This window comes from Aeromonas sp. QDB25 (assembly GCF_027707725.1).
Taxonomy (GTDB): Bacteria; Pseudomonadota; Gammaproteobacteria; order Enterobacterales; family Aeromonadaceae; genus Aeromonas; species Aeromonas caviae.
The window spans coordinates 1-19477 of the sequence record NZ_JAPCIZ010000011.1; the positions used below are offsets into that span (position 1 = coordinate 1).

General features: G+C 62.8%; 18 protein-coding genes, 3 tRNA genes and 1 pseudogene. 16 read left to right on the forward strand and 6 right to left on the reverse strand.

Annotated features, from left to right (window positions below):
* Positions 1-249: 249 nt before the first annotated feature.
* From PG883_RS05650 to PG883_RS05660, 3 genes and pseudogenes are all read left to right on the forward strand, one after another.
* Positions 250-999, forward strand: a complete 750-nt coding sequence (locus tag PG883_RS05650) for a tRNA-uridine aminocarboxypropyltransferase (RefSeq protein WP_010674865.1) — start codon at positions 250-252, stop codon at positions 997-999.
* A gap of 2 nt (positions 1000-1001) precedes the next feature.
* Positions 1002-1115 (forward strand): annotated as a pseudogene (locus tag PG883_RS05655) (DTW domain-containing protein); the annotation flags it as partial.
* A gap of 366 nt (positions 1116-1481) precedes the next feature.
* Positions 1482-2261: a TSUP family transporter gene (locus tag PG883_RS05660; RefSeq protein WP_010674863.1), complete on the forward strand. Its 780-nt coding sequence runs from the start codon at positions 1482-1484 to the stop codon at positions 2259-2261.
* Positions 2262-2313: 52 nt separating this feature from the next.
* On the opposite strand, the gene PG883_RS05665 is transcribed toward PG883_RS05660, so the two are convergent.
* Positions 2314-3246: a LysR family transcriptional regulator gene (locus PG883_RS05665; RefSeq protein WP_010674862.1), complete on the reverse strand. Its 933-nt coding sequence runs from the start codon at positions 3244-3246 to the stop codon at positions 2314-2316.
* Positions 3247-3297: 51 nt separating this feature from the next.
* The gene (locus PG883_RS05670; protein WP_010674861.1) at positions 3298-4215 is read right to left on the reverse strand and encodes a DMT family transporter; all 918 of its coding nucleotides are present in this window, start codon (positions 4213-4215) and stop codon (positions 3298-3300) included.
* Positions 4216-4384: 169 nt separating this feature from the next.
* On the opposite strand from PG883_RS05670, the gene PG883_RS05675 reads away from it, so the two are divergent.
* The 9 genes from PG883_RS05675 (at position 4385) to yjjG (ending at position 10983) form a co-directional block, all read left to right on the forward strand.
* Positions 4385-5272 (forward strand): helix-turn-helix domain-containing protein, encoded by an 888-nt coding sequence (locus PG883_RS05675; protein ID WP_029314580.1) that lies wholly within the window; start codon positions 4385-4387, stop codon positions 5270-5272.
* A gap of 62 nt (positions 5273-5334) precedes the next feature.
* A complete protein-coding gene (locus PG883_RS05680; RefSeq protein ID WP_256094327.1) occupies positions 5335-5457 on the forward strand; it encodes a hypothetical protein in 123 nt (40 codons plus the stop codon).
* Positions 5458-5533: 76 nt separating this feature from the next.
* A complete protein-coding gene (locus PG883_RS05685; protein ID WP_010674859.1) occupies positions 5534-7168 on the forward strand; it encodes an ATP-dependent endonuclease in 1635 nt (544 codons plus the stop codon).
* A gap of 106 nt (positions 7169-7274) precedes the next feature.
* Positions 7275-7994, forward strand: a complete 720-nt coding sequence (locus tag PG883_RS05690; protein ID WP_010674858.1) for a hypothetical protein — start codon at positions 7275-7277, stop codon at positions 7992-7994.
* 223 nt (positions 7995-8217) lie between these two features.
* Positions 8218-8294: transfer RNA gene (locus tag PG883_RS05695), tRNA-Met, on the forward strand.
* Positions 8295-8390: 96 nt separating this feature from the next.
* A tRNA-Met gene (locus PG883_RS05700) sits at positions 8391-8467 on the forward strand.
* A 96-nt stretch (positions 8468-8563) separates the two neighbouring features.
* A tRNA-Met gene (locus PG883_RS05705) sits at positions 8564-8640 on the forward strand.
* 144 nt (positions 8641-8784) lie between these two features.
* On the forward strand, positions 8785-10269 hold the full coding sequence (locus PG883_RS05710; RefSeq protein WP_029314577.1) for a M17 family metallopeptidase: 1485 nt from the start codon (positions 8785-8787) through the stop codon (positions 10267-10269).
* A gap of 33 nt (positions 10270-10302) precedes the next feature.
* A complete protein-coding gene (gene yjjG, locus PG883_RS05715) occupies positions 10303-10983 on the forward strand; it encodes a pyrimidine 5'-nucleotidase (RefSeq protein ID WP_010674855.1) in 681 nt (226 codons plus the stop codon).
* Between the two features lie 71 nt (positions 10984-11054).
* Here yjjG and PG883_RS05720 read toward each other — a convergent pair whose 3' ends face one another.
* A complete protein-coding gene (locus PG883_RS05720) occupies positions 11055-12311 on the reverse strand; it encodes an amidohydrolase (RefSeq protein ID WP_010674854.1) in 1257 nt (418 codons plus the stop codon).
* Between the two features lie 425 nt (positions 12312-12736).
* Here PG883_RS05720 and PG883_RS05725 point away from each other — a divergent pair, with 425 nt between their 5' ends.
* Complete coding sequence (locus PG883_RS05725; protein ID WP_270807027.1) at positions 12737-12970, forward strand: hypothetical protein; 234 nt, start codon at positions 12737-12739, stop codon at positions 12968-12970.
* A gap of 647 nt (positions 12971-13617) precedes the next feature.
* Here the strand turns inward: PG883_RS05725 and pfkA are convergent.
* The 3 genes from pfkA to elyC form a co-directional block, all read right to left on the reverse strand.
* The gene (gene pfkA, locus PG883_RS05730; RefSeq protein WP_010674852.1) at positions 13618-14589 is read right to left on the reverse strand and encodes a 6-phosphofructokinase; all 972 of its coding nucleotides are present in this window, start codon (positions 14587-14589) and stop codon (positions 13618-13620) included.
* 143 nt (positions 14590-14732) lie between these two features.
* Positions 14733-15488, reverse strand: a complete 756-nt coding sequence (gene tpiA, locus PG883_RS05735; RefSeq protein WP_029314576.1) for a triose-phosphate isomerase — start codon at positions 15486-15488, stop codon at positions 14733-14735.
* 135 nt (positions 15489-15623) lie between these two features.
* Positions 15624-16409 carry an envelope biogenesis factor ElyC gene (gene elyC / locus PG883_RS05740; RefSeq protein ID WP_010674850.1) on the reverse strand — a complete coding sequence of 262 codons (786 nt, stop codon included), beginning with the start codon at positions 16407-16409 and terminating at the stop codon, positions 15624-15626.
* Positions 16410-16537: 128 nt separating this feature from the next.
* Between elyC and cmoM the strand changes: the two genes are divergently transcribed.
* From cmoM to mukE, 3 genes are all read left to right on the forward strand, one after another.
* Complete coding sequence (cmoM, locus tag PG883_RS05745; protein WP_010674849.1) at positions 16538-17314, forward strand: tRNA uridine 5-oxyacetic acid(34) methyltransferase CmoM; 777 nt, start codon at positions 16538-16540, stop codon at positions 17312-17314.
* 114 nt (positions 17315-17428) lie between these two features.
* Positions 17429-18748: a chromosome partition protein MukF gene (gene mukF / locus PG883_RS05750; RefSeq protein ID WP_039040724.1), complete on the forward strand. Its 1320-nt coding sequence runs from the start codon at positions 17429-17431 to the stop codon at positions 18746-18748.
* Complete coding sequence (gene mukE, locus PG883_RS05755) at positions 18729-19466, forward strand: chromosome partition protein MukE (protein WP_029314572.1); 738 nt, start codon at positions 18729-18731, stop codon at positions 19464-19466. The genes mukF and mukE overlap by 20 nt, the downstream gene beginning before the upstream one ends.
* Positions 19467-19477: the final 11 nt, after the last annotated feature.

The following is a 19477-nucleotide window of genomic DNA, read 5'->3' on the forward strand; positions in this document are numbered from 1 at the left end:
ATATGATGCACGGCGACAGCAGGGTGATGGTGGTGGTGTGTTTGGAGACAGCCAGTTTACCAGCACCCTGTCTGTCAACTTCCACTTTCCCAGGATCCCGCGAAGAACCTTTTTTCATGGGGGGAAGCGGGCAGAGCGCGGGGAGGGAAGGGGGCAGGGCGCCGCCCGGCAAGCCTTGCCGCCAGGAGGGCGCGCCGTTACAATCAGCCCCCTTTTGTCCCGCCACAGGCACCGTCAGAGCCGCGTTCCATGAAGCCCATCCCCGATCACGCCGTCAACCGCCTGCGCATCTGGCGGAAGAGCGTCTCGACCCGACCCTTTCTTGCCCGTGGCGGCAGCGTGCCACGCTGTGATGCCTGCCAGCTGCGCCACGACTGGTGTGCCTGCGACTGGCGCCCGGCGCTCAAGGCCGAGGCCGGTTTCTGCCTCATGATGTATGACAGCGAGCCCATGAAGCCCTCCAACACCGGGCGCCTCATCGCCGACGTGCTGCCGGACTCCACCTGGGCCTTTCTCTGGTCGCGTACCGAACCCCATCCCGAGCTGCTGGCCCTGCTGGCGGATCCCGCCTGGCAGCCCTACTTGGTCTTTCCCGCCTGCGAGAAAGCGCCCGACCGCCTGACCGGCGAGGTGGTACTGGCCCCCGGCAAGAAGCCGCTGTTCATCCTGCTGGACGGCACCTGGCCCGAGGCGCGCAAGATGTTCAACAAGAGTCCCTATCTGGACGGCTTCCCGGTGCTCGCCATCAAGCCGGATGCGCTCTCTACCTACGGCATGCGCGTCGCCCACAGCGACGAGCACCTGTGCACCGCCGAGGTGGCCGCCTGCGTGCTGGAAGTGGCCGGGGAGCTGCGGGCGGGACAGGCGCTGCAGCTCTGGTTCAATCTCTTCAGCAGCCGCTACATGGCTGGCCGGGTTAGCCGTGCACCCGGTGCTGATGAAGGGCCCCTGCTGGAGGGGCTGGAGGCCATCAAGGGCCAGAGCCGCGCTCTGGATTAATCCTCATCAGCAGCCGCTACATGGCTGGCCGGGTAAGCCGTGCGCCCGGTGAGGATGAAGCGCCCCTGCTGGAGGGGCTGGAGGCCATCAAGGGCCAGAGCCGCGCTCTGGATTAATCCTCATCAGCAGCCGCTACATGGCTGGCCGGGTAAGCTGTGCGCCCGGTGCTGATGAAGCGCCCCTGTTGCAGGGGGTGGAGGCCATCAAGGGCCAGAGCCGCGCTCTGGATTAATCCTCATCAGCAGCCGCTAGATGGCTGGCCGGGTAAGCCGTGCACCCGGCGAGGATGAAGCGCCCCTGTTGCAGTGGGTGGCGGCTATCAAAGCACAGGCCCTCTCGCACGCTGATTAATGAAAATAAGGAATTAGTTGGCTGCCATTGTTTCGTTGGCTTCATGAGCCCGCCCTCGCTAGGATAGCGACCTGTTGACTCCTTCAGGCTCCAGGCCATGCCGGGCGCCGCCAATCACACGAGGTCTATGGATGGAACTGGAACTGCTCACCCTGGTCGCCCTGTTCGGGGTGGCCCTCATCGCCGGCTTTATCGATGCCATCGCCGGGGGCGGAGGGCTCTTGACGGTGCCGGCCCTGCTGGCCACCGGCATGCCGCCGGCCCTGGTGCTTGGCACCAACAAGTTGCAGAGCAGTTTCGGTTCTTTCTCCGCCACCTGGTTTTATGCCCGCAAGGGGCTCCTTGAGTGGGCCATCATCTGGCCGGCTGTCATCTGCACCTTCATCGGGGCGGCCATCGGCACCCTGGCGGTGCAGACCATCGATGCCGCCATCCTGGAGCGGCTGCTCCCCTTCCTGCTGATGGCGTTTGCCTGCTACTTCTACTTCTCCCCCAGGGTGAGCGATGCGGAGAGCCAGCGCCGCCTCACCCCCATGGCGTTCGCCCTGCTGGTGGGAGGGGGCGTGGGCTTTTATGACGGCTTCTTCGGGCCGGGCACGGGGTCGTTTTTTGCCATCGGTTTCGTGGCCCTGGCGGGCTTCGGCATGGCGCGGGCCACCGCCCACACCAAGCTGCTCAACTTCACCTCCAACATCGCTTCTCTGCTCTTCTTCACCCTGGGGGGCAAGGTGGTGTGGAGCGTGGGGCTGTGCATGGCGCTGGGGCAGTTCATCGGGGCGCGCATGGGCTCCAAGCTGGTGCTCAAGAAAGGGGTGAAGCTCATCAAGCCGCTGCTGGTGACCGTCTCCCTGGTGATGTCCGCCAAGCTGGTGTGGAGCCAGTACCCCGAGCTCTTTGCCTGGTTGGGCTGAGCCGGTACCCGCCATGACGAGGGCCCGATCGCAGATCGGGCCCTCTTGCGTTTCAGCCCAGTGCCGAAAGTTGCCGGAAATGGGCTTGCAGCGCCTGCACCAGGCGGGCAATGCGATCGCGCTTGAGGCTGTTTGGCCGATAGACCAGGTGGAGCGGGCGGCCCAGTCCCGGCAGGGGGCGTGCCTGTGTCCCCTGCTCACCCACCAGCGCCAGCAGGCCGGCGGGCAGGAGCACGGGGCCAATGCCTGCCTTGGCCAGCTCGATCAGTGCCAGGTAGGAATCGAGCTCCATGGCGGGGATAAGCCCGAGGGCGGCCAGGGGCTCGCGCAGATAGCGGTTGGAGGGGTTCTCCAGATCCATGGTCAGGATATTGCGCACCTTGCCCTGCATCCCCTTACTCACGTCGCCTTCAGTCAGTTGCTTGCTGGTCACAGTTTCTTGCAAGGCGCTCTGGTGATCAGGCTGCGCCGCCTCATCCAGAGCGTCCCCCACCAGATAGAAGGGCTCCTCCAGCAGCCGTTCGGCACACAGCCCATGGCCCGGCGGCAGGCGACCGGCGCAGATCCCGAGCAGGGCATCCCCGCCGCGCACCCGGGCCAGAATGACCGGGGTGTGGTGGGTAGAGAGGGCAATGTGGGGATCCCGTTCAAGGTAGGCGTGCATGAAGCGGGCGAGGTAGCCCGCCAACAGGGTTTCGGAGCAGGCGATGGACAGAGGGGTCTGATCCGTGAGGATCTGGCTGTCCGCCAGCACCCCCTTCATTTCGGCGAGGCTCGGGGCTACCCGGGCGAGCAGTTCACGGGCCTGGGGAGTGAGGCGGATATGACGGCCATCCGGCTCGATGAGCTTCTTGCCAAGGCGCTGCTCCAGCTGGGCGATGCGCTTGCTGACCGCCGACTGACTGATATAGAGGCGGCTTGCAACCTTGGCCATGGTGCCCTCGCTTGCCAGCAGGCAGAGTGTCTCCAGCCCTTCCAGTAACATGCGTCCTCCCTCCTCGTGTGTTGGACGCGGTTACCTTAGGGGCTGGTGGCATCAGGGGCAAGTACCGTTTGCGGCCCTTGATAGCGGCCAGCGCCACGCCTTGACGGGGGGCGCGAAGATCACCAGGTTGCCAATGAGACTCACCACCACGCCGACGATGGAGACCGTCTGCCAGACAAAGCCTTCATAGAAGGTGGAGAGGGTGAGGGCCACCAGGGGGAAGAGCACGGTGGCGTAGGCCGCCTTGCTGGCACCGATGCGCCCCACCAGGGTGAGGTAGGCGGTGAAGGCGATGACGGAGCCGAAGATGGCCAGATAGACCATGGCGGCGAGGTAGCGCGGGTCGGTGGGCAGGGTGAGTGACTGACCGAGTACCGTGACCCAGCCCAGCAGCAGCGCCACGCCGTAGACCATGCCCCAGGGTACCATCTGCAATACGTGATAGCCCTGGCGCTGTCCCCGGGCGGAGACCAGGTTGCCCAGGGAGAAGCAGAGAGTGCCGGCGCAGGCAAAGAGCAAGCCCTTCCAGCCGTTTGCACCCAGTTGCGCATCCGCCAGCACCGGCCAGAAGAGCAGCAGGGTGCCAAGCAGCCCCAGCAACGATCCTTGCAGCCAGCGCAGGCCCGGTCGTTTACCCTCGAACAGCCAGAGATTGAGGCCGTTGAAGATGCTGGCGCTGGCGAAAATCACCGCCGACAGACCGCTCGGGATATAGAGGGTGGCGTGGTAGAAACAGAGGAAGTTGGTGGAAAAGAGCAACGCGCCGAGCAGGGCTGCATAACGCTGGCCCGCCCAGGGCAGGCGCGGAAACTTGCCGCTCACCGTGAGCAGGGTGAACAGGGCCAGGGCCGCCAGGGCGAAACGATAGAGCACCGAGACCTCGATGGGGATGGGGCCGAGCTGCCAGGCGATGGCAATCCAGGTGCTGCCCCAGATGAGGACGGTGGAAACATAGAGCATCAGATTCATGGTGTGATCCCATCAAGAGAAGATGATGTGATCAGCATGAACCGGGAGGCGGGGTGCCGGCTTGCACCATCTTGCGGTTTTTTCAACGGAGGCGCAGCCTTTGACCATGAGGCGCGATAAGATGGCGACAGGAAAGGGGCGGGAGAGGGACGCAAGCGTGCAGCATGCCATGCAGCAGACAAGACAGGCGGGGGTCTTTGATGCCCTGGTGAGCACCGGTGCCAGACTGGAGGACTCCTGCTGGCTGGAGCCCGGGCTCGGGGTGGCGAGCTGGTGCAACCGCTACGATCAGACCCGCTACCACAAGCCGGGCAACCACACCATCAGCGTCTACCTGCAGGGGGGCGAGCAGACCGAGCGGCTGGACGGCCCCGGTGGCCATGGTGGTGCCGGCAAGGTGTGCATCATGCCGGATCACCACAGGTCCGAGTGGTTGGTGCGCGAGGAGTTTCGCTTCTTCCACCTCTACTTCACCCCCGCCCACTTCACCCGCATCGCCGAGCAGGCGTGTGACAAGGAGGGGCGTCATCTGCAACTGGAAGACAAGACCTTCATCGACGATCCCCAGGCGGTGGCCCTGGTGCAGGGGCAATTGATGAAGCTGGACTGGCAGCACGGCATCGATCGCATGGCGCTCTCCCACGGTGCCTGGATGCTGATGCTGCACGCCTATCGCCATCACACCCGCGAGGCCCCGGCGCTGCCGGAAGTGCGCGGCGGCCTGGCCCCGGCCGTGGTGCGCCGGGTGCAGGAGTATCTGCAGGCTCACCTGGCCGAGCCGGTCACTCTGGGAGAGCTCGCCCGGGAGGCGGGTCTGAGCGAATACCACTTCGCCCGGATGTTCGGGCAGAGCCTGGGCTGTCCGCCCCACCGCTACCTGCTCGGGCTGCGGCTCAAGCGGGCCAAGCAGTTGCTGGCGGGAAGCGAGCCCCTGGCCAGCATCGCCGCCCAGTGCGGCTTCTCCTCCCAGGCCCATTTTGGCAACCGCTTTCGGGAGGCGTTCGGCCTGAGCCCGGGCCAGTGGCGAGCCCAGTTGTCATTCTCCTGTCACAGATAACCCTGAGACTCTGGGCAAAAGAGGTGTACCCTCTGTCTCTTGTCCATTGAAAGGAATGCCCATTGAATCATCGCAAACGTCAGACCCGTACTCGCCATCTCTGGTTCAACCACTGGAATGCCCCCCTCTATCGCGCCACCCAGCCGACGCCGCCCGAACCGCTCGTTCCTCACAGTTCCCGCTGAAAACGCCGTAACCCGATAGGATTTTTCCGGCAACTTTGCCACTATTGCGCCATCAGGATGGACTGGATATGGCCGCATGTTTCTGGAACGCATTGAAGTCAAAGGTTTTCGCGGAATAAATCGCCTCTCCCTCGGGCTGGACAACACCACTGTGCTCATCGGCGAAAACGCCTGGGGCAAATCCAGCCTGCTGCGGGCCCTCTGGTGCCTGCTGGGGGATGCCGAGCCCTATCAATTTGGTCAGGATGATTTTCATCGGCCGGAAGATCCCGAGCTCGAACCCTCGCGCACGCTGCAACTGGTGCTCACCTTCAGCGAGTATCGTCCCCAGATGTGCCAGCACTCCCGCCGTCTGGCCCGCCTCGGGGCGGCCTGGATCCCGCACAAGGACAAGTTCCACCGGGTGCATTATCGTGCCAGTGCCGAGTTGCAGGACGATGGCAGCGTGCTCACCACCCACGACTTTCTCGACGGCATCGGCAAGAGCCTGACCATCGACAACAACGAGGCGCTGGTGCGTCTGCTCATCACCATGAATCCGGTGTTCAGGCTGCGGGATGCCCGTACCGCCAGGGATGGTATCGAGCGGCTGCCCTGGGGGGATCTGTGCGAGCAGCGGCTGGACGAGCTGGCCGGCAAGCTCACCGATGAGCCCCAGCGCATCGGCGAGCCAGAACTCAAGGAGGCGCTGCAGGCGGTGCAGCAGTTGATGGAGCACTACTTCAGCGCCCTGGCGCCCATCAAGCACAAGCCTCGCAGCCAGCGGGATATCGTCAATCGCCCCATGACCCTGCGCAATCCCGGCAACCTGCAGGTGCTGCTGCGCAATGCGGACAACCGGGCGCTGCAGCTGGCCATGGCGGGCATGGCGGCCATGCTGCTCCACGCCCGGGGCAACCGGGAGCTGGAGGAGGGGGCCAGACCCATACTGATGCTGGAAGACCCCGAGAGTCGCCTGCATCCCACCATGCTGGCCCTGGCCTGGGGTCTGCTGGAGCAGTTGCCCGGCCAGAAGCTGCTCACCACCAACTCGGGGGACCTGCTCTCCTCCTTGCCCCTCAATCAGGTGCGCCGTCTGGTGCGCCGCCAGCAGGACATCCTCTGCCATCAGTTGGGAGGGGAGCGCTACAGCAGCGACGATCTGCGCAAGATTGCCTTCCATGTGCGCATCAACAGGCCCATGTCGATGTTTGCCCGCTGCTGGTTGCTGGTGGAAGGGGAGACCGAGATCTGGCTGCTCTCGGAGCTGGCCCAGATCTGCGGCTACAGCCTGCGGGCGGAGGGGGTGCGCATCATCGAGTTCGCCCAGTGCGGCCAGGCTCCTCTCATCAAGGTGGCCCGGGACTTTGGCATAGAGTGGCACCTGCTCACCGACGGTGACGAGGCGGGTGCCAAGTATGCGAGTTCCGCTCGCTCCCTGCTCAAGGGGGAGCGCGAGCGGGATCGGCTGACCCAGTTGCCGGCGGCAGACATAGAGCACTACCTCTACCAGAACGGGTTCGAGGGGGTGTTCCGGCGTGAGGCGGGGGTCGGGGGGCGCTCCACCCTCAACGCCGGGCGCATCATCGCCAAGGCGATCCACCATCGCAGCAAGCCAGGCATGGCCCTGGCGGTGGTGGAGGAGGCGGAGCGCCTCGGCAGCGAGCACATTCCCCCTGTGCTCAAGCAGATGTTTGCCCGGGTGGTTGCCCTTGCCCGGGGACAAAGCTGACCGGCGACGTTGGGAAGACGGAGGGAGTTTGGATATACTCCCTGCCTCTTGTCCTTCCTTACCCTGTGATGGGTGCACCCGCACCCGGACTGCTGCCGGAGACCCTATGTTCGTCCAACTTCCTTTTTGGCTCTTTCCCCTGACCGGTCTGATGGCCCTGGGGGCCCTGATCGCTGTGGGGCTCGTCCTGTGGCGCGGGGATCTCTGCCCGGGCCAGCGCTCGCGGATCACTACCCAGCTCTTCTCGGTCTGGGTGATCACCGGGCTCTCTCTGATGCTGGCGGTGGAGGCCAAGGTTGCGGGCTGGCTCATCTGGAGTGGGGGGGCCGCCCTGGTGCTCGGTATCGTGCTCTCCCTGGTCCAGTCTCGCCTGGAGGGCAAGCGCGCCATCCCCGCCACCCTGCTGTGGTTGCCCGCCATGCCGCTCGCCCTCTACGGGCTGGGTCTGATGCAGATCCAGGGCTGGCTCGGCGGCCTGCTGCAGATGGTACTGCTGGGGTCGGCCTTTGCCCACCTGATGCTGCTGCGTGCCCGCCACCGCCTGCAAGCCTTCAATCTGCTGCTGCCCCTGGCGGGGCTCGTCTCCGCCATCCTGAGTCTTATCTGGCTGGCGGTGCTGGTGGGTTGGCAGGGGAGCAGCGCCGGGCTCGACCCGCTGATCCCCGGGGTAGTGACCCAGGCTGGCCTGCTGGTCGCAGCCCTGTTGCTCTGGTTCAGCCCCATCTACCGTCAGCAGGAGACGGCCCCCGTGGTGGTCTCCGTGACCCTGTGCGGCCTCATCATCGCCCAGATTGCGGCGACCAGCGTGTTGCACCAGCTGGCCTGATCCCGGCGCATTCTCCCGCCCGCACCTTGTCGTGCGGGCTTTTTTATGGGAAAGAGGGTAAAGGCGGGGAGGGGCCTGAGGGGGAAGAGATCGCTAGCTGCCTGAAAAAACTGCGATTTGTTGCAAAAGAGCGCAGTATGTGACGGTTTAATCCCCGAATAAACTTTTTTTAGGATATTTACTTGCAATCTCAGCGTTGGCGCCTATTATGGGCGACCTCGGACGCGGGGTGGAGCAGCTCGGTAGCTCGTCGGGCTCATAACCCGAAGGTCGTCGGTTCAAATCCGGCCCCCGCAACCAACTATTTGTATCCATGGCAAGCGCATAGCGCAGCGGTGGAGACGAAGACAGCAAGAAGCAACTGCTCTGCTTTTTGTGGTGGCAATACAATTCGGACGCGGGGTGGAGCAGCTCGGTAGCTCGTCGGGCTCATAACCCGAAGGTCGTCGGTTCAAATCCGGCCCCCGCAACCAACTATTTGTATCCATGGCAAGCGCATAGCGCAGCGGTGGAGACGAAGACAGCAAGAAGCAACTGCTCTGCTTTTTGTGGTGGCAATACAATTCGGACGCGGGGTGGAGCAGCTCGGTAGCTCGTCGGGCTCATAACCCGAAGGTCGTCGGTTCAAATCCGGCCCCCGCAACCAACTTCTGACTGATTTTCTTCTGCATTACCTCTCTGATTACCTCCAGCATCTGTTGCTTGCACACAATAATGTGTGTTTTTCCGATCCCTCTCGCCATTTGTTCGGTATCATCCTGCTTTCTGTTCATGGATGAGGCCGCACCCTGTGATGACCCCTTTTAGCTATTCTTCTCCCCAAATCACGATGCAGAACACCTCCCTCGCCGAAGTAATGGCAGGGTCGGCTGCCGTCAAACTCCTGCTCATTGCCGACTCAGCGCGCGATACCCTGCTGGCGACGCCTCCCTTTGCCGCCGTGGCAACCCAGATAGCCCTGGGTCAGAAGGCCCCCTATTCCCTTGACGACAGTCAGGGGCTGCAACGGGTGATCTTCATGGATGCCCGCCCGGTCCTGGATCATCGGCTCTACAAGCAGGTGCGCAGCTGGGTGGGCTCGCTGGCGGGCCTCAAGGCGACGCACCTGGCGCTCCATCTGGAGGGCTTTGACGATGAGCATCGCGCGCAACTGGCAAGGGTGGTGCTCGCCTGCCTGCTCGCCGCCGATGTGACCCTGCCGACCCAGAAACGGAGTGAGGCGACAAGACCGGGTTATCAGCAGTTGCAACTTTCCCCCCCTTGCGAGCTGGACATGGCCCGCCTGAGCGCAGAAGCCGAAGGCAACGGTCTGGCTCGCCACCTGGCAGTGCTGCCCGCCTCCGAGCTTGACGCCCAAGGCTACCGGGCTTTTGTGCAGCAACTGGCGCAGCAGGAGGGGTGGCAGTGGCAGGAGTTTGACGAGGCGGCCCTCGCCACCCTGGGCGCCGGCGCCTTCCTGGCGGTGGCCAGGGGCTCGGCAAACGGTCAGGCCGCCATCGTCAGGCTCAGCTACTGCCCGGCCAACCCGGTGCGCCGCCTCGCGCTGGTGGGCAAGGGGATCTGTCACGACTCCGGTGGCTACAACCTGAAAGTCGGTGGCAGCATGTATGGCATGCACCTGGACATGGGGGGCAGCGCGGTGGCCCTTGGCACGCTGCTGGCCATCAGCCGGGCGAAACTCCCCGTTGAGGTGCACTGCTGGCTCGCCATCGCCGAGAACCACATCGGCCCGCAGGCCTTCCGGCCCGGTGAGGTGGTGACCGCCCTCAACGGCACCACCATCGAAGTGGTGGACACCGATGCCGAGGGTCGCATGGTACTGGCGGATGCCCTGACCCTGGCGGCCGGGGACAACCCCGACTTGCTGATCGACTACGCCACCCTGACTGGCGCCTGCAAACGGGCGCTCGGCAGCCGTTACAGCGGTGCCTTCTCCAACCGCCCCGAGTGGCTCACCACTCTGATAGCGCTGGGCCAGCAGAGCGGGGAGCGAGTCTGGCCCTTCCCCCTGGACGAGGATTACGATGACAACCTCGATAGCGAGTGGGCCGATCTGTTACAGTGCGCGCCGGGCGCCTCCCCGGATCACATCGATGCCGCCCGTTTTCTCACGCGCTTCGTGCCCGCCGAGCTTCCCTGGTTGCACCTCGACCTGAGTGGTTTTCGCAACAAGGGGGGCAATGGCGTGGTGGGCAGCGAGGTAACCGGCTTTGGTGTCAGGTTGACCCTGACCCTGCTCGACAGCCCTCTGGGGATGGGGGCGCCCGACGCATGACAACGTGGCCAAGCACAATCAATAAGGACAAGCGTGAAACAAGCAAGCTATGACTGGGTGCTGTTCGATCTGGACGAAACCCTGCTCGATTTTCCGGTCGCCAGGGCGCTGGAGCGGACCCTGCAGATCTACGGCGTGGCGCCGACTCCCCCCAAGATGGCGGAGTACCATGCCCTCAACCAGCGGCTCTGGCAGCAGTACAACTCAGGGGAGATTGACGCCACCCACCTGCAGCAGACCCGTTTTTCGCTCTTTGCCGAGCAGGTCAACGTGGCGCCCATGGCGATGAACGAGACCTTCCTGCAGCAGATCATCGCCCTGAGCGTGCCGCTGGAGGGGGTGGAGGAGACCCTGCAGGCCCTGAAGAGCAAGGTCAGAATGGGGATCATCACCAACGGCTTCAGCCTGCCCCAGCGCGGGCGCCTCGACAAACTGGGCTGGAACAGCTGGTTTGAGCCTCTCGTTATCTCTGACGAGGTGCAGGTGACCAAGCCGGCGGCGGCCATCTTCCAGCATGCCTTGGCGCAGATGGGTCAGCCGAGCCCGGCGCGGGTGTTGATGGTGGGGGACAATCCCAAGACCGACATCGCCGGTGCCGCCGCCCAGGGGCTTGCCACCTGCTGGTACAACCCGGGACGGGAGACAGGCCCGTGCGAGGCGACCCACGAGATCCACCACTTCGCCCATCTCTGCGCGATCGTGCTGGGAGAGTAGGTCCCCTATGCCCGCAAGGATGTAAAAAAACAAGGCAGCCCATGGGCTGCCTTGTTTGCATCCGGCGTCTGCTAGCGGCCGAGGCGGGCGAGCAGCCAGGCCTCCAGCAAGGCCACTCCGGGGGCCAGCACGGCTTCGTCGAAGTCGAACTCCGGATGATGGTGGGGGGCCGCGAGGTTGGCTCCCAGGATGAGATAGGCGGCTTCGCCGCCGTGCTGCTGTACCCGCTCGATGAGGAAACCGGCATCCTCGCTGGCCCCGAAGCGGCGGGTGTGGATGGTATCAAGGGAATTCCCCTGTGCGAGAGGCACGATTTCCTCGATGAGGGCTGGGCTGTTCTCGATGCCGATCGCTTCCCCCTGTTTGCGGATGTGGTAGGTCGCGCCCTGCATCAGGGCCGCCCCCTCCACAATCTGCTGCACCTGATTGAACATGTAGTCGTTGAGGGCCGGCGTCGCGCCACGGGTCTCCCCCATCAGGCGGGCATGGCCCGGGATGACGTTGCGTCCACTGCCGCCGTTGAGCTGCCCCACGTTGATGCGGGTCATGCCATCCCGATGGCGGGGAATGCCGAGCATGGCGGTGGTGGCCATGCAGGCCGCCGCCAGGGCATTGTGGCCTGCGTTGGGCTCGAGCCCCGCATGGGCGGCTTGCCCCATGAACTCCACGTCGAATTTGGTTGAACAGAGAAACTCGGTGGGGTTGACCACCAGCTCACCGCTGCTCGCGTGAATGCCGATGTGCAGTGCCAGCAGAGCGTCCACGTCGTCGAGCTGCCCCCCTGCCGCCAGCGCCTTGCCGCCTCGGCAGCCCTCTTCAGCCGGCTGGAAGAAGAGCTTGATGCGGCCAGTGAGGCGATCGGCGAGGGCCGCGATCCGCTCGGCCAGCACCAGCCCGATGGCGGTGTGACCATCGTGGGCACAGGCGTGCATCCAGCCCGGGTTGGCGGAGTGCCAGCCTCCCTGGCCGGGCAGGTGTGACACCTCCTGGCTCTCTTCGACCTCCACCGCATCGATATCGAAGCGAAACGCCAGGGTGGGGCCGGGGCGCCCGCTCTCCCAGAGTCCCATCACGCCGGTGAGTGCGTCGATCCGCGTCAGCCACTCCGGATGCGCCCCCTGGTACAGGGCACGGGCCTTCTGGGCCTCGACGTCTATTTCCCGTCCCATGATGAGGGTGCTGGCGAGCAGTTGATCCCCCAGCATGATGGAGAAACCGAGTTCAGTGAGGTGTTGGGCTATGAGGGTGGTGGTGCGAAATTCACACCAGGCGGCTTCGGGGTGACGATGAAGGTCGCGGCGCCAGTGGCGCAAGGCATCCTGAGTCATGGTGGTTCCTGCGTAGCAAATCCAGCGGCCATTGTGACGGGCAGGGGGACAAGAGTAAATCCCGCAGGGGGAGATGCGACAAGGGGAGCCCGGGCTCCCCTTGAAAGATGGCATGGATGTCGACGAGGTCGTTTTGTGTGCGCAGATAGCGCTCAATGATGGCTTGGCATCATCCTTTGCCAGGGCGCGTCAAAAACCCATGTTGCAGTCTGTTTTTTGAACCGCCCCTCTGGGGCAGAGGTGGCAGATGGCTGATTGGCCTACTTAGAGCTGTGCCAGCGACGGCATGGAGACGGCAACCAGAGTGAAAAACACGGTGAAAACGGCGGTAACTACGAACTCTTTCATGATTTTATCTCCCTTGGTTGGCTCATGATGGAACCAAGATACCACAACAGAACGATAAAACAACGAAAAATGTAATTATGAGGCAGAAATGGTTTGGTGGTGGAATGCGGCTGCATTTTTTCAAGTTTAAGGGCGTTTTTTGTCCTGTGAAGGGTTTTATGGTGATGCCAGTGAAAGTGGATGCATATAAAGCCTTTAAATACATTGAGTTATGTTATTTTTATGACGCTCTCTTTGGTGGTTCCGATTGGAGTTTTTGTGGTGATCTCCATTTTTCAGCAGCAAAATGGCCTGCGGGATGCGCAGATTGATGTCGCCATAGGGAGGTTGGTGGCTGCTAGCCAGGTTTTGTCATCCCATGTCATGTTTTCTCACGACTTGTGCCCTAACCTCAGTCTGCAAGGCTGTTGCCAGCCAGGGTTATCCGATGAAGCCTCAATTTTCTGCTCATCCCAAACAGGCTGGGTGCAAAAAGAGTACGGAAAAACGACAAAAGGGCCGTCAAAGGAGCATGGAAGGGAAGGGGTAAGGCGGGAAAATGGGGGTTTGACCTTCATGGGGCCTTGGGTGGCCGGAAGCCCCGTTTTTCGCTGTTTTCTTGGGGGGCGAGCCACCGGGCCCGCGCGCAGGGGAAGCGGGAGAGATCGTCGGCCCACCCGGGTGGCTATATGGCGCCAGTGTGATGGGATGAAGGGCAGGTGAGGCCTGGCGCAGGGCCGTGGCTCTGCGGCACCAAGACCTTTATCCAGACCCGTCGCGAACAAGGTGAGCAAGCAGAAAAGCGGGGGAAAGAAGTAAAGGAGAAGGTCGTGGGGTCAGAGGCTCAGGGCCGCCGGGCAAGGGGTAAGACATGGCGACAGTGGCCAGTGGATAGCCGGGCCCCCGCAGAGGGAGGAGGGGGTGAGGAGCCCGCATAAAAAAACCCTCCAGAGGAGGGTTTTTTGTCAGACCACAGCCTTTAGAACAGGGTGGTGGAGAGATCGTACAGCTCCTGGTTGAACGGGCGCTTCAGGTTCTCGATGCAGTCGATGATGTCGTGGTGCACCATCTCGTTGCCCTGAATGCCGACGCAGCGGCCACCCTGGCCCGCCAGCAGTTGCTCGACGGCGAAGGCACCCATGCGGCTGGACATGATACGGTCACGGGCAGTGGGAGAACCGCCACGCTGGATGTGACCCAGGATGGTGGCGCGGGTTTCGCGGCCGGTCATGGCCTCGATGTCTTTTGCCAGGGCGTTGACGTCGGTGACGTGCTCGCAGATGGTGATGATGGCGTGCTTCTTGCCCTTGGCTTCCCCTTCCTTGATCTGTTGCAGCAGCTTCTCCTTGTCGAAGGCCACTTCCGGCACGATCACGTACTCGGCACCACCGGCAACAGCGGCAGACATGGCCAGATCGCCGCAGTGGCGGCCCATGATCTCGACCACGGAGATGCGGTGGTGGGAGCTGCAGGTGTCGCGCAGGCGGTCAATGGCGTCCACGACCACGTTCAGGGCGGTGTCAAAGCCGATGGTGAAGTCGGTACCGGCGATGTCGTTGTCGATGGTGCCCGGCAGGCCGATGCAGGGGAAGCCCTCTTCGGTCAGCTTCTTGGCACCCATGTAGGAGCCGTCACCGCCGATGACCACCAGGGCATCGATGCCGTGTTTCTTCAGGTTTTCGACCGCTTCGGCACGGACTTTCGGATCCTTGAAGGCGGGGAAACGGGCGGAGCCGAGGAATGTACCGCCACGGTTCACAACGTCGGAAACGCTGTGACGCTCGAGCTTGACGATACGGTCCTGGTGCAGACCGAGGTAGCCATCATAGATGCCGTAAACTTCCAGGCCATGATGCAGACCGGCGCGCACCACGGCGCGGATGGCTGCGTTCATACCCGGTGCGTCACCACCACTGGTCAAAACACCAATACGTTTGATTTGTTTGGTCATGAGTGCCTCTGGATCTGAGTTGTCGAAAATCAAGATTCTGAAAAATACGGCTGGCCGCTTTTACTATATCGGCTTTCCTATGGCGAGAGGGTCCATAGGAAAGCGATATGCAAAGAGGGGCGGGGCCCCTCTTTGCTTGGCGCTTACTTGGCGGCGCCAGCGATGATCTGGGAGAAGTCGTCCACTTTCAGGGACGCGCCACCCACCAGGCCACCGTCGATGTCCGGCTGGCCGAACAGGTCGGCAGCGGTGGCGCCAGTCACGGAGCCGCCGTACAGGATCTGTACCTTGGCAGCCACGGCTGCATCAAAACCGGCCAGGTATTGACGGATGTGAGCATGCACGGATTGTGCGATCTCCGGGGTGGCGGTCTTGCCGGTGCCGATGGCCCATACCGGCTCGTAAGCGATGACGGCGTTCTCGAAGGAGGCGATGCCGCAGCGATCGATCACGGCCTTGAGCTGGGTCTCGACCACCTGGTTGGTGGTACCGGCTTCGAACTGGGCCAGGGTTTCACCGATGCACAGCACGGGGATCAGGCCGCCCTTCTGGATGGCTTCGTACTTGGCAGCCACCACGTCGTCGGTCTCTGCGTGCAGGGTACGACGCTCGCTGTGACCGACCAGGGAGTAGGTGCAGCCGAAGGCTTTGAGCATGGAGGGGGCGTTTTCGCCGGTGAAGGCGCCGGACTCGTGAACGTCGGCGTTCTGGGCACCGTAGGCGATCTTGCTGCCAGCGGTCAGCTGTTCAACCAGACCCAAAAAGATAACCGGCGGGCAGACGGCCACTTGCACGGAAGGATGAGCGGCAGCGGCCGGGGTCAGTCCTTTGATCAGGGCTTCTACAGAAGCCTTGGTGCCGTTCAGTTTCCAGTTACCCATTACCAGGTGCTGTCTCATCTTCTATATCTCCTAGGCATTTGATTGCGCAACATTATATGAATTGAACCGAGCCCAAGATAGCTGACCCGGCGGCAAATGACGTAATTTTTTTTCGCTTTCCTGATCCAAATCAGGAATGCAAGGCGCGATTGCTCACTCGGTGACCTGCCCACGCAAACGGGCCCACCATACCCCAATCCACTCGTGAATGGCAGCCTCGGAATACATCAGATAACGCCCCTTGGGGAGGTAGCTGTAGAGGGGTTGCAGCTCCTGACTCTGCTTGGCGGTGTAATCGGTGGGAGCCGGCACCGCATCGAGTCCCTGACTGCGATAGAGAGCCATGGCCCGGGGCAGGTGGGTGGCCGAACTCACCAGCGCCACCCGCTTGCCGTTGAGGTGGGCGGCGATGCTGACCGCCTCGTCATGGGTGTCTTTGTTGTTTTCAAACAACGTCATGCGCGCACGCGGGATGCCAAGGCTGGCCGCCATGCGGGCGTTGACCTCGGCGTTCGACAGGGGATCCCCGGCCACTGCGCCGGAGAAAACCAGCTCGGCCTCTGGATAGGCCAGAGCCAGGCGAACCCCTTCCAGGGTGCGCGCCAGGGAGATGTTGTTTTGCCAGGCGCGCTCTGGGATGGCCGGATCGCTCACATGACCGTTGCCCAGCACGACGATGGCCTGGATGTCAGGATGCTGGCTCACCTCGAAGGGGGGATAGGTCTGCTCCAGGCTGCGGGCCAGCTCGTAGCTCACCGGCCGCGTCCCCATCAGGGCGATGATCACCAAGGAGAGGGTCGCCAGCAGCCTGCCGCTTTTTTGAAAGCGGGTGAACCAGAGCAGCACGAGCGCCAGCACCAACAAGGAGAGAGAGAAGGGGAGCGGCATCAACAGATGGCCCAGCCATTTCTTGATGACAAAGAAGTTGAGCTCGAACACGACAGACACGTCCTTGAGTTTTCAGCAAATTCGGGATGTGACAGAATACCCCTCTTTTTTCCTGTGGCCCAATCCTGTGTGGTTCCTCCTGCGGCCCTCATGGCGGGGCGGTCGAAGATGAGTGTGTCTTGAAGCAAGATCAGAGTTTTGACGGGCGCGCGGACAAGTTCGCTCGCAACATTTACGACTCCACCAAGGGGCGCATTCGCACCACCATTGTCTGGAGTGACATCGAAGCCTGCCTGGCGCGCCTGGGCAACCGGCCGCTGCGCATCCTGGATGCCGGCGGCGGCTTTGGCTACTTCGCCCAGAAACTGGCGGCCATGGGCCATCAGGTGGAGCTGTGCGATTTGTCGGCAGAAATGCTGGATCTGGCCCGGGAGCAGATCGCCCAGAAGGGCTTGGAAGACAGAATTCGTCTCATCCATTGCCCCATTCAGGAGCTCAAGCAACACGTGACCGGCACCTTCGATCTGGTGCTCTGTCACGCGGTACTGGAGTGGCTCGCCGAGCCGCGCCAGACCTTGCTGGGTCTGTTCCCTTTCGTCAAGGCTGGGGGCATACTGTCGCTGCTTTTTTACAATCGTCACGGCCTCCTGTTCCAGAGCCTGGTGGTGGGCAATTTTGACTATGTGCGCCTGGGCCTTCGCAAGAAACGCCAGACAGCCCTGACACCCACCAATCCCCAGTTGCCGGAGCAGGTCTATGACTGGATAGGCCGGGGGGGATTGCGGATCATCGGCAAGACCGGGGTGCGTGTCATCCACGACTACATGCGCCACAAGCAGGATCAGGTCGAGAAGTTCGAGGACCTGCTGGCCATGGAGCAGCAATATTGCCGCCAGGAGCCCTTTGTTTCCCTGGGGCGCTACATCCATGTGATGGCCCAGAAACCGGCCGGTTGAGCCCCACCGGCATGAATACGATGCGGGATCCAGCCGCCGGGGCGCCACCGACCCCGGCCTATATCACCACGGCAGGCAAAGACCTGCCGACTATAACAACGAGATGATAACGTCATGATGAGTACATCCCGTACCCTGCCAGAGACGGTGGGATGGGTCAGACAGGAGGGGTTGGCGCTGAACCTCCCCACCGACAGGCTGGCCTTTCTGATAGCGATCAAGACGCTCTCCGAGGACGAGTCTGATCTCTCGGAGGCCGCGCTGCACGATGCCTTTGGCTATGTCAGCAGTGCCTTCGGCCAGATGGACGAGACCCTCACCGGTCGCGCCAACAACGCCATCAACGATCTCATTCGTCAGCAACTGCTGTCGCGTTTCACCACCGACATGGTGGCGGGGGAGAGCCTCTACCGCCTGTCGCGCCTTGGCATGAGCATCGTCGATTTCTTCATGGATCAGCGCCAGGTGGACTCCATCAAGCTCTCCATCCTGCTCGAGCACCTGGCGGCCGAGCTCGACACCGCCCGCAAGGCGGCGCTCGAGACCAACACCCGGGAGCAGTGGGACGCCGAGGTGCTGCCGCGCCTCTCCTTCTCCTTGGAAGAGACGCTCGGGCGCATCGATCTCACCCAGCGCGCCATGGACGAGCAGCAAAACCAGGTCAAGAGCGAGATCGCGGCCCTGCTGACCCAGAACTGGGTCGATGCCATCCACAGCTGCGAGAAGCTCCTGCACGAGACCGGCCAGACCCTGCGCGAGTTGCAGGACACCCTGGACGCCGCCGGCCACCGCCTGCAGGCGGGGCTGCTCAACATTCAGGAAGCGGCCCAGGGGCGCGATGATCTGTTCCACGTCGAGGAGCTGACCCACGCCCTGCAGGGGCGTCTGGATGTCATCACCGCCTGGGGCCAGCAGTGCATCGAGCTCTGGTCCCGTTATGACAGGCACGTCCACAAGTTCATCCGCAACGCCATCGACATGGACAAGAACCGCGCCTTCAGCCAGCGGCTGCGGGAATCCATCCGCAACTTCGAGCAGCACAGCTGGTTGTTGCGGGTGGCCGAAGAGCCCCGTTTGCTGGAGCTGCGGGATGAAACCATCGCCATCCACGACGAGGAGGTGACCGGCGAGGTGCCCCTCGAGATGGAGTACGTAGAGATGGTGGACATCAACCAGGAGCTGGCGGAGCGCATCGAGCGCTACCTGGCCCGCTATCCGGAGCAGGGAGATCGGCTGGATCTTGCCGACGTGCTGCGGGAATACCTGCTGGACTACCCGGCCCATGCCCACTTCGACGTGGCGCGCCTCCTGATCGATCAGGCCGTGCGTCTCGGCCATGCCAGCGGTGAGCGCGAGCACCACCGCCAACCCGCATGGAAACCCATCAACCAAGCTGGATCCAAGGTTCAGGCCTATGTCATCGATCAATACTGAATTCCCCTTGCCCCTGCGCCTCGCAGAGGCCATCGCCAACCCCTTGTTTCCGCGCATCGACACCGCCCTGCGCTCCGGTCGCCACATCAGTGCCGACGAATTCGAGCAGCACTCTGCCCTGGTGGAGTACCACCAGGAGCTGGAGATCTTCTACGGCCGCTATCAGGTGGAACTCATCAAGGCGCCGGAAGGCTTCTTCTACCTGCGTCCGCGCCCGAGCGCCGACATCGGTACAACAGTGTTATCTGAGCTCGATATGCTGGTGGGCAAGGTGCTCTGCTACCTGTTCCTGAGCCCGGACAGGCTTGCCTCTGAAGGGGTGTTCGCCATGGGAGAGCTGCAAGAAGAGGTGCTGAGTCTGGCGGACGAGAAGCAACTGCTGCGCATGGTCAACAGCCGCTCCGGCGGCACGGATCTGGACAAGAAGAAGCTCCTCGAGAAAATCCGCACCTCCATGCGTCGCCTCAAGCGCCTCGGGATGATCACCCCCCTTGGCAACAGCGACAAATTCCGGGTCAACGAGTCCGTGTTCCGCTTCGCCGCCGATGTGCGCTCCGACGAGGATCCCCGCGCGGTGCAACTGCGGATGATCCAGGAAGGGGAGGCCATTTTCCACGACGACGAGATGCCGAGCAGCGATTCCCTGTTCGAGGATATCGAAGAGGATCTGGACGAAGAGCAGCTGGAGCTGGAGGTGGAAGATGATCTGCAACGTTAATGTGCCGGCAC

What these genes read in the sequence shown, in the direction of transcription:
- PG883_RS05685 (WP_010674859.1), top strand. Translation starts at nt 5,534, where the DNA reads ATGTTTCTGGAACGCATTGAAGTCAAAGGTTTTCGCGGAATAAATCGC.
- PG883_RS05670 (WP_010674861.1), bottom strand. Translation starts at nt 4,215, where the DNA reads ATGAATCTGATGCTCTATGTTTCCACCGTCCTCATCTGGGGCAGCACC.
- mukE (WP_029314572.1), top strand. Translation starts at nt 18,729, where the DNA reads ATGTCATCGATCAATACTGAATTCCCCTTGCCCCTGCGCCTCGCAGAG.
- PG883_RS05650 (WP_010674865.1), top strand. Translation starts at nt 250, where the DNA reads ATGAAGCCCATCCCCGATCACGCCGTCAACCGCCTGCGCATCTGGCGG.
- mukF (WP_039040724.1), top strand. Translation starts at nt 17,429, where the DNA reads ATGATGAGTACATCCCGTACCCTGCCAGAGACGGTGGGATGGGTCAGA.
- tpiA (WP_029314576.1), bottom strand. Translation starts at nt 15,488, where the DNA reads ATGAGACAGCACCTGGTAATGGGTAACTGGAAACTGAACGGCACCAAG.
- PG883_RS05675 (WP_029314580.1), top strand. Translation starts at nt 4,385, where the DNA reads ATGCAGCAGACAAGACAGGCGGGGGTCTTTGATGCCCTGGTGAGCACC.
- PG883_RS05720 (WP_010674854.1), bottom strand. Translation starts at nt 12,311, where the DNA reads ATGACTCAGGATGCCTTGCGCCACTGGCGCCGCGACCTTCATCGTCAC.
- pfkA (WP_010674852.1), bottom strand. Translation starts at nt 14,589, where the DNA reads ATGACCAAACAAATCAAACGTATTGGTGTTTTGACCAGTGGTGGTGAC.
- PG883_RS05690 (WP_010674858.1), top strand. Translation starts at nt 7,275, where the DNA reads ATGTTCGTCCAACTTCCTTTTTGGCTCTTTCCCCTGACCGGTCTGATG.
- PG883_RS05660 (WP_010674863.1), top strand. Translation starts at nt 1,482, where the DNA reads ATGGAACTGGAACTGCTCACCCTGGTCGCCCTGTTCGGGGTGGCCCTC.
- PG883_RS05665 (WP_010674862.1), bottom strand. Translation starts at nt 3,246, where the DNA reads ATGTTACTGGAAGGGCTGGAGACACTCTGCCTGCTGGCAAGCGAGGGC.
- PG883_RS05725 (WP_270807027.1), top strand. Translation starts at nt 12,737, where the DNA reads ATGAGGCAGAAATGGTTTGGTGGTGGAATGCGGCTGCATTTTTTCAAG.